A 7380-nucleotide genomic window follows, 5' to 3' on the forward strand; every position below is an offset into this window, starting at 1 on the left:
TAGTCGGTGAAGCTGACGATTTCGTATTGAGTGGTCATAGTATCCATATCCTTTCTTTTCAGAAAAGAAAAAGAGTGTAACCGCTAGTCTACGGCTACACTCTTTGAAAATATGCCCCTTTATCATCCTGAATACTTGTAAAATAGGTTGTAACTCGCTATAATACGGGTATCATAAGGATGATAAAGAGTACCTAAAGTGTTTGCCGTGGTGCGTCACGGTAAGCGATTAAAGGATAGCGACCAACTACCCTTTAATGCTGGTACTCTTTTAATTTTCCGTTCAGTTATTTACAGACCATTTTATACATATTTCGGTGGAATCGCAAACATTCAACGGAAAAACTTTCTAAGGCGGGAGAATATCCCGTCATTTTTTTGGTTTATTTCTTCTTTTTTTGTCTCGGAAGTCTCAGCAGTCCCCTGTTGAGGTATTTCGGAAACTTTGGGCGTATTACCCTCATCATCCTCTGTTTGCTCTCTGTCCTCATCTTTTGGCGTCTCAACGGCATCGGTACTTTCTTGTTGAGATATATCCAACATTAAAGGCTGTTTTTCCACCAGTTCCGTGAGACGTTCATTATCTTTTTGCAGGTGCTCCGTCTTCTGATTGAGTTCCCGCACCAGTTCGATCAATGTATCCACCTTCTGTTCCAGGCGTTCCGTATGTTTATTGTCAGAAGACAGAGTTGAGAGGGCTCGGGTGTCCACTTTGGCATGAATATAATCGAGGTCGCTCATTGTCTCTTCGAGTGCCTGCTCAAAAGAGTGTTTCTTATCGTTTACCAGCCCTTTAAAGTATTCAAGTGTCTGGATATCGTATATATCATACTTTCTGTGGTTGTTCGGGTCTCGTTTGATATTGGCATACCCAGCCTTTTCAAGGGCGATAGTGTATCTGCGGACACTGGATTGGGAAAGATCAATTCTTTCAGCGACCTGAGCTGGAGTATAGAGCGTATTCAGTTCCTTCATTTTCTTACCTCCGACTCTTCGTTTATGACCGTTTATTGTATCGTTTATACAAACGTTTATATCTTTAGATAAAATATTTCATAGAATGTTGATAGTATGGTATTTTAAGATCTTTTTAAACCGTTTACAAAATCATCATAAACGCATTATACCATGGTATATAAACAGTGTTTATAGGCGCTTTTATTTGGAGGTCTTTAAATACCGGTAAAGGGTCGCTCGACTGATTCCAGTCATTTCTACAATCTCTCGTATGCTGTACTCTTTTGTATTGTATAGGTTGATCGCCTTTGTGACTGTTTTAGATTTTACTTTGGGGCGGCCCCCTTTCCGTCCTCTCGCTCTGGCACTTTCCAACCCTTCTTTGGTACGTTCGACAATCAAATCCCGCTCGAATTGACTAAACGCTTGGAAGACAGTCATCATCAATCGTCCTTGGGGGCTTGATGTATCAAAATCCTCTTTTATACTCTTCAATTTCACATCATTTTCTTCAAAATAATTCACTAATTCGATGAGGTCTTTTGTACTTCTCCCCAGCCTTGAAAAACTTTCAACCACCACAATATCACCTGGGCGTAATTTATCTATTAGACGGTTCAGTTCCGGCCGGTCTGATTTTATACCTGTAATCTTTTCTGTCAGAATCTCATTGCAATTGTATTGTTCCAATAGATCCAGCTGCCGAAACAGATCTTGCTGATGCGTGCTTACCCTGGCATATCCATAAATATAACGAGACATAAAAATAACCACCTTTTAATGAAACTATATCATAAAAGGTGGTATATGAAATTAAGTTTTTGAGCAATCTTTAGAAACATGTGTCTAATGATTTAACAGCTCTTTTTACTTAAAAAATAAGCGTCTCAAAAACATTCGTTTATGAGTAAAATACTGAAATATTCACCCTTTAGTTGTGAAAATACATAAGTAGTTGTCAAATAAATCAAATAATTTTCCTAATTATAAAATACTACTATCAAACCGAGACTAAAACATGGGTGAATATAGTATTTAAAAACCTGAGAATTCATTTAGAATCTCAGGTTTAAAATTTTTTATTCGACTGGAGAGTTACTAATCACACAAAGTTATTAATAATATGATTAGTAACACTGATGTAGACGAATCGCTCTGCTTGTAGAGATATGCGAATATGCAAGGTAGAATTGATAGATCATCTCTGCATTTGAGCATTTATTTCTCTAGTAATCTTTGCTGAATGGATCATAGCAAAGATCCATAATACAAAATAAATTAAACCAATCACTGGATTGACTACTTGCCCTAGAACCCAGGATCCTACAGTAAGTACAATTAAAGTAATTCCAATAGGAAACCTTCCTAAGTAAATATGCCCTAAACCAGGAAATAGAAAAGACAATACTACAGCTACCCATTTTTTTTTCATAATTTTATTTCTCCTTAATTATTTTAGTTTTTTGTACGAAAAGAACAACGTTGATAGTGTCAAGAAAAGCATGATGTAAAACAAGCAAAAGACTAATCCTGTACTAAATTCACTTAAATCATGTATAGAATCTTGTAGATCTAGGTAAGGTATGAAAGTAAATTTAAACCAATCATACCCTGACATACTGATGGATATATTTTGTGAGAATATCAGCAGACACATAGTACCTATAACTGCCAACATAGAACTCTTCATTAACGTTGTTAAAAATATAGCAAGAGAGAGTACCATAAAAGTTGATATTAAATTACTGCTATAGTACTTAATTAAATAAGTAATCATAGTTTGGACGTGAATTTCATTCTCTTTAATATATATTGACTTTGCAAACCAATTATCAAAACCATAAATTACCCCCCCAGTAATTAGTAATAGTATAAAAATAGAAAAATATATACTTATTGTAGTAATAAATATAACAAGATATTTAGATAGTATAACTTCCCACGCTTTCGACGGGCTCATCATTATGGTTCCAATGGTATTATAATTATACTCTTGAGAAACTACTAAACTTGCTGATATTACAAAAAAAAGAGTTGTTATTGTAAGCAGTCCAAGAGTATTTTGTATTAAAGAAAATTGATTTCTTTCATATGGATTTATATTGTTTTGCAAGTATGCTCTTTGCTGAGAAACTTTTTGTTCATGGAATTCTACAATGACTTCATCAGATGCAGAAGATATTTGGCTCTGATTAGTCTTAATTTCTTTTTGCACTTCCTCTCGCCAATCACTTATATTGTCAGACTCAAAAGATTGATAATCGATTACTGAAAATATAGTTAATAAGACTAAAATCAAAATTAAAAAGAAATAATTAATATTCAGATTGCAAAATTTAACACTTTCTGCCTTTAATAAGTGTAAAAAAAACATTCTATTTCTCCGGATCTTTAATATGATTATACTCTATAAACATTTCTTCTAAATCTTTCTTATGATTAATTAGTGAATATAAATGTATAGTTTTATAATCTAATTCCTTTAAAACCCAACTCAGTTTCTTTAGATTGCAATTTAACGTTATTTTATTAATATCGACTTTGTAATCTACATAAAGTTCCTCTAATATTTTTAAAGTTTCTTCTGTTTGACTAGTTTCCATCTTAAATTTATCGACATACACATGATTTTTTGTGTGATTATATACTATCTTACCTCTTTTTAAGAGCGAGACGTTGTCACATATATCACTCATATCGGAGAGTATGTGGCTAGAAATAATAATAATGGATCCATTATTTTTCATATGTCTCAAATGATTTTTAACTTTTATGGATGTTTTTAAATCTAATCCATTGAAGGGCTCATCTAATGTTAATATATTGGGGCTTAATAAAAAAACTTGAGCTAAAGAAAGTTTTTTTTTCATGCCTAGTGAATAGTTTTTAACTTTCTTGAATCTTTCTTCGTATAAATTGACTAATTGCAAGATTCGATCAACTTCTGTGTTGCTTGGAGAGTATTTAAATAAACTAGCATAGTAGTGAAGGTGCTGTAATGCGTTGAGAAAAGGATATAAACTTGGTTCTTCAATTACTCCTTTTATACTCACATCTTCATCATAGCCTTTCAAAATGATATTTCCATTATCTTTTTTAGTAAGGTTTGTTAGGACTTTCATCAAAGTGCTTTTGCCAACTCCGTTTTCACCTATTAAACCATGAATTGTACCTTCCGTAATCTGTAAATTGATATCATCCAAAACAGCTTTTTTCTTAAATCTTTTTCTTAAATTTTCTATTATCAATTTCTTCATGCAATTCTACTCTCCATAGAAATATGAATGGAAAACACCCAATAGAAATAACCTATGTTTTTCATATTCTTCATCCAATATTTCTAAATTACCATAAAAAGGGCTCACGAATTTTATCTTCCATTTTGCTATTACTTTCCCCGACTCTCTCTCAGTCAACTCTGCCCAAGATCCAAAAGTTTGCTCCATACTATAATTTTTATCATTGAATGAGAATTCTGTGCGGTTTGTGACTTTTAAGAAATCTTTTTGTTTCATTTCGAATTTAAAAGTTTTATTTTCATAAAAGTATTCTACATCATACTTTCTCCATTTAAGGGGGTTTCCCCTTTTAGCTTTAAAAACAACTTCTTTATCTAAATTGAGAACTTCAAATCTATTGATAAGACCGGCCTTGCCAACATAATCAATCGCTTTTTCCAAACCATTATTATACACTTTATGAATATAACCTATAGTATCTTTTTCTTCATTTTCTACTTCTGAAAGTTTAGTAGAGTATTTATTATATATTCTATATCTATACATTGTTTTATCCACCTTTTAATACAAAGTTAAGTACTCTATTACTAATCATGACCTCAATGATAGAGCCTATAAACAATAACAATACTATCATTCCAACATATTTTTTTAAAACATAACCTGTTTGGTCTTTGAACTTTTTCACTCTCTCTTCGATGGATATTTTCTTTTTAAAATATATCTTAAAATAATCTAATGATATTTTATATAGAAAATAAAGGCATATTATTTCAAAAACACCGTGGAGAAGCGATATAGGTATGTAAATATAAAGTTCGATTCCTGATTCTTTAGCGGCCTTTCCTATATTGAAAATAGTGTTAAATATATAATAAAAAGGCAACCCAACAGGGGCGAATAAAAGTGCTGAGAGTATTATCACAACATTAACAAAAAATATATATATTATATCTATGGGATTTAGATAAGAAATATCAATTGTTCCCACCACTGTATTGGCATAGCCTAAAAGAAAAGAAATGATACTTAGAATTAAAAAGGTAGATATAAAAGTTTTTCTAGTGTACATAGGTCTAACTCCCCAAGAGAACATAAAGATTTACACATTCTCTTCATATCAAAAAAATAACAAATAAGATGATGAAAACTTTTCACCATCTTATTTGAACTCAGCATACCGCCAAACTGCCAAATAGAAGCATTCTATAGGATATTAGAAGCAGACCATAGTACTGCTGCTATATCCCCATATGTAGCATAAGGTGTAAAATCCAATACGAAGTTCCCGATGTCTACAATAATACTACCTAAATCTGACCATTGAAAACCATCAGTAGTATTAATTAGAGCATTTATTTTATAAGCTAAACTACGTGCTATTGCTCCAGCTTCGAGACCAGGTATAGCTTTAGCTAGCCTACTTGCTATTTCAGTCGCTGCTGTTTGAGCTGATATTCCACCTGTAAATGCTTCATATAACATGTTATCACCTCCTATAAAAAATATATTATAGGAGATATTTCCTTTTTTCAACATTATTTACAAAAAAGTTTTATTTTTCTCAAACTTTGATAAATCTATAACCAATGTATAAATTGAACACAATTTGTCCACTTAATAACATCTAAGTTACTTTTATAATCACCCAAGTATGTGATTATAGTGTCAAAATAAGAAAATCATCTCAATCTGATAATATACAAATGCTCTATTTTTTCTCCTTATCATAACCAAATTTTTTAGACATTTTCATTAAGTCTTCAATGTTATCAATATCTCCGAATAATTTACCCATGAACTGATCAGCATATTGGTTAACAAACTCATTTTGATTTTGTTCATTGTCTGCTTCCAATTTTCCTTTATAAAATTCTAAATCTTTTTCTCTTCTTTTCTCTATTTCTTTTATTCTTCCTTCACTTTCTTTTTCAACTCTTTCAATTTCTTTTTGTGCTTTTCCTAATTCAATATCTGCTTCTTTTGTTGCTTTAATATAAGCCACAAAACCCGATATTATTGCAGGCACAATACCAATTAATAACTGAACAAATAAATCCAAAATTATCACTCCTATGTTCTTACTTTTATTCATTATTTTCAGAATTGGTTATTTGAATTTCTATAAATATTAGTTACTTTTCTAGTCGAATACCAGAATGAAAGTTTTATACTTTATCGATTTGAGATCAAACGTTTAACCAATTATCGTCAGAATCATTTTTATTTGGCTTTTTTATTTCTTCAGCCGTTGATTCCTTATAATCATTTTTCATCTTTCTCATACGGTTTGCATCATCTTTTATGCGGATCATTTTTTGAATTTCTTTTTTAGCTGAAGAAAAATAGTAGCCGTCTAAGGTTTCTCTATCAATAATTGCTCTCGGATGCCGTTCGATTTCAAATTCAGAAGCAAGAAATAAGTTGTTGATACTGACTCCGAGGTCCACATGATTCATTTTGCTGTTCAATCGCTTCAAATGGTCTTCTATCGCATTCATCTTCTGCAATGTTTTAAACTCAACGGATTCATGCTCAATCATTTCTGAAAGCAAGTAATGATCCAGTGCCCGGATTAAAACTTCTTTTTCTGTCTTGATCCCTTTGGCTGTCTTTATTGTTTTAATCTTCGAAACAGTCTCATTATCAAAGTCATATCTTTTGGAAATCACAGTGTCCCATGCCTCCTTCACTCCACATTATTGGTGTCTTCGTCTATCACAAGTTCTTCTTTTGTGACCAGATCAATCATAAATGTTCTAAAGCGATGATTGTCTTTTATAAACTGATTGTACGCATCCGTATTGGCATCCATACTGATTTGCGTCTCTTTGATCGCCCGTTCAAATGCAGTCATTGAAGGAAACAGCATGTCATCTTCGACATACTTTCCCAAGACCTCCCGCACCAGTTCACTTAAAGAGATCTGCTGATCCTTGGCCATATTTTTTAGTCGGAACAGTACCTGTTCATCCACGTCCCGAACATGTATGTTTCCCATGAAACTCCTCCATTTCAATTTTTTCATAAGTACATTTATATGTACATCCATGTTTATTGTATCATATACTCGGTTTTTTATGTACATTTCCACGTACATTCGAAGGGTTTCGGGCAGACTTTATATATCGCCGGCACTGCCGGCATATCAAGGGGTTTGCGGTTTGAAATGCAGCAATGCATGC

General features: G+C 32.5%; 10 protein-coding genes and 1 pseudogene. All 11 read right to left on the bottom strand.

The genetic code is table 11. The annotated features are described in order from the left end of the window. Positions 1-332 precede the first annotated feature (332 nt). The 11 genes and pseudogenes from C792_RS0113965 to C792_RS0114015 all read right to left on the bottom strand — a co-directional run bounded on the left by C792_RS0113965 (position 333) and on the right by C792_RS0114015 (position 7196). Entirely contained in the window at positions 333-974 is a 642-nt protein-coding gene (locus C792_RS0113965) for a helix-turn-helix domain-containing protein (protein ID WP_017550077.1), read from the bottom strand. 186 nt (positions 975-1160) lie between these two features. After that, positions 1161-1718, bottom strand: a pseudogene (locus C792_RS0113970) (recombinase family protein); the annotation flags it as partial. Positions 1719-2154: 436 nt separating this feature from the next. Next, complete coding sequence (locus C792_RS0113975; RefSeq protein ID WP_017550079.1) at positions 2155-2388, bottom strand: DUF6677 family protein; 234 nt, start codon at positions 2386-2388, stop codon at positions 2155-2157. 18 nt (positions 2389-2406) lie between these two features. Next, positions 2407-3330: an ABC transporter permease gene (locus tag C792_RS0113980; protein ID WP_017550080.1), complete on the bottom strand. Its 924-nt coding sequence runs from the start codon at positions 3328-3330 to the stop codon at positions 2407-2409. A 1-nt stretch (position 3331) separates the two neighbouring features. Beyond that, positions 3332-4213: an ABC transporter ATP-binding protein gene (locus C792_RS0113985; protein WP_017550081.1), complete on the bottom strand. Its 882-nt coding sequence runs from the start codon at positions 4211-4213 to the stop codon at positions 3332-3334. Between the two features lie 6 nt (positions 4214-4219). Continuing rightward, positions 4220-4741 carry a tubby C-terminal domain-like protein gene (locus C792_RS0113990; protein ID WP_017550082.1) on the bottom strand — a complete coding sequence of 174 codons (522 nt, stop codon included), beginning with the start codon at positions 4739-4741 and terminating at the stop codon, positions 4220-4222. A 4-nt stretch (positions 4742-4745) separates the two neighbouring features. Next, positions 4746-5267 carry a stage II sporulation protein M gene (locus C792_RS0113995; RefSeq protein ID WP_017550083.1) on the bottom strand — a complete coding sequence of 174 codons (522 nt, stop codon included), beginning with the start codon at positions 5265-5267 and terminating at the stop codon, positions 4746-4748. 134 nt (positions 5268-5401) lie between these two features. Next, positions 5402-5680: a hypothetical protein gene (locus C792_RS0114000; RefSeq protein WP_017550084.1), complete on the bottom strand. Its 279-nt coding sequence runs from the start codon at positions 5678-5680 to the stop codon at positions 5402-5404. Between the two features lie 226 nt (positions 5681-5906). Beyond that, on the bottom strand, positions 5907-6257 hold the full coding sequence (locus C792_RS0114005; protein WP_017550085.1) for a hypothetical protein: 351 nt from the start codon (positions 6255-6257) through the stop codon (positions 5907-5909). A gap of 127 nt (positions 6258-6384) precedes the next feature. After that, positions 6385-6867 carry a hypothetical protein gene (locus tag C792_RS0114010; protein WP_017550086.1) on the bottom strand — a complete coding sequence of 161 codons (483 nt, stop codon included), beginning with the start codon at positions 6865-6867 and terminating at the stop codon, positions 6385-6387. A gap of 17 nt (positions 6868-6884) precedes the next feature. Further along, positions 6885-7196: a hypothetical protein gene (locus C792_RS0114015; protein ID WP_017550087.1), complete on the bottom strand. Its 312-nt coding sequence runs from the start codon at positions 7194-7196 to the stop codon at positions 6885-6887. Positions 7197-7380: the final 184 nt, after the last annotated feature.

Source organism: Salinicoccus carnicancri Crm (assembly GCF_000330705.1).
Taxonomy (GTDB): Bacteria; Bacillota; Bacilli; order Staphylococcales; family Salinicoccaceae; genus Salinicoccus; species Salinicoccus carnicancri.

Excerpts from the sequence above, each read along its gene's own strand:
- C792_RS0113965 (WP_017550077.1), bottom strand. The coding sequence starts at position 974 with ATGAAGGAACTGAATACGCTCTATACTCCAGCTCAGGTCGCTGAAAGA.
- C792_RS0113975 (WP_017550079.1), bottom strand. The coding sequence starts at position 2,388 with ATGAAAAAAAAATGGGTAGCTGTAGTATTGTCTTTTCTATTTCCTGGT.
- C792_RS0113980 (WP_017550080.1), bottom strand. The coding sequence starts at position 3,330 with ATGTTTTTTTTACACTTATTAAAGGCAGAAAGTGTTAAATTTTGCAAT.
- C792_RS0113985 (WP_017550081.1), bottom strand. The coding sequence starts at position 4,213 with ATGAAGAAATTGATAATAGAAAATTTAAGAAAAAGATTTAAGAAAAAA.
- C792_RS0113990 (WP_017550082.1), bottom strand. The coding sequence starts at position 4,741 with ATGTATAGATATAGAATATATAATAAATACTCTACTAAACTTTCAGAA.
- C792_RS0113995 (WP_017550083.1), bottom strand. The coding sequence starts at position 5,267 with ATGTACACTAGAAAAACTTTTATATCTACCTTTTTAATTCTAAGTATC.
- C792_RS0114000 (WP_017550084.1), bottom strand. The coding sequence starts at position 5,680 with ATGTTATATGAAGCATTTACAGGTGGAATATCAGCTCAAACAGCAGCG.
- C792_RS0114015 (WP_017550087.1), bottom strand. The coding sequence starts at position 7,196 with ATGGGAAACATACATGTTCGGGACGTGGATGAACAGGTACTGTTCCGA.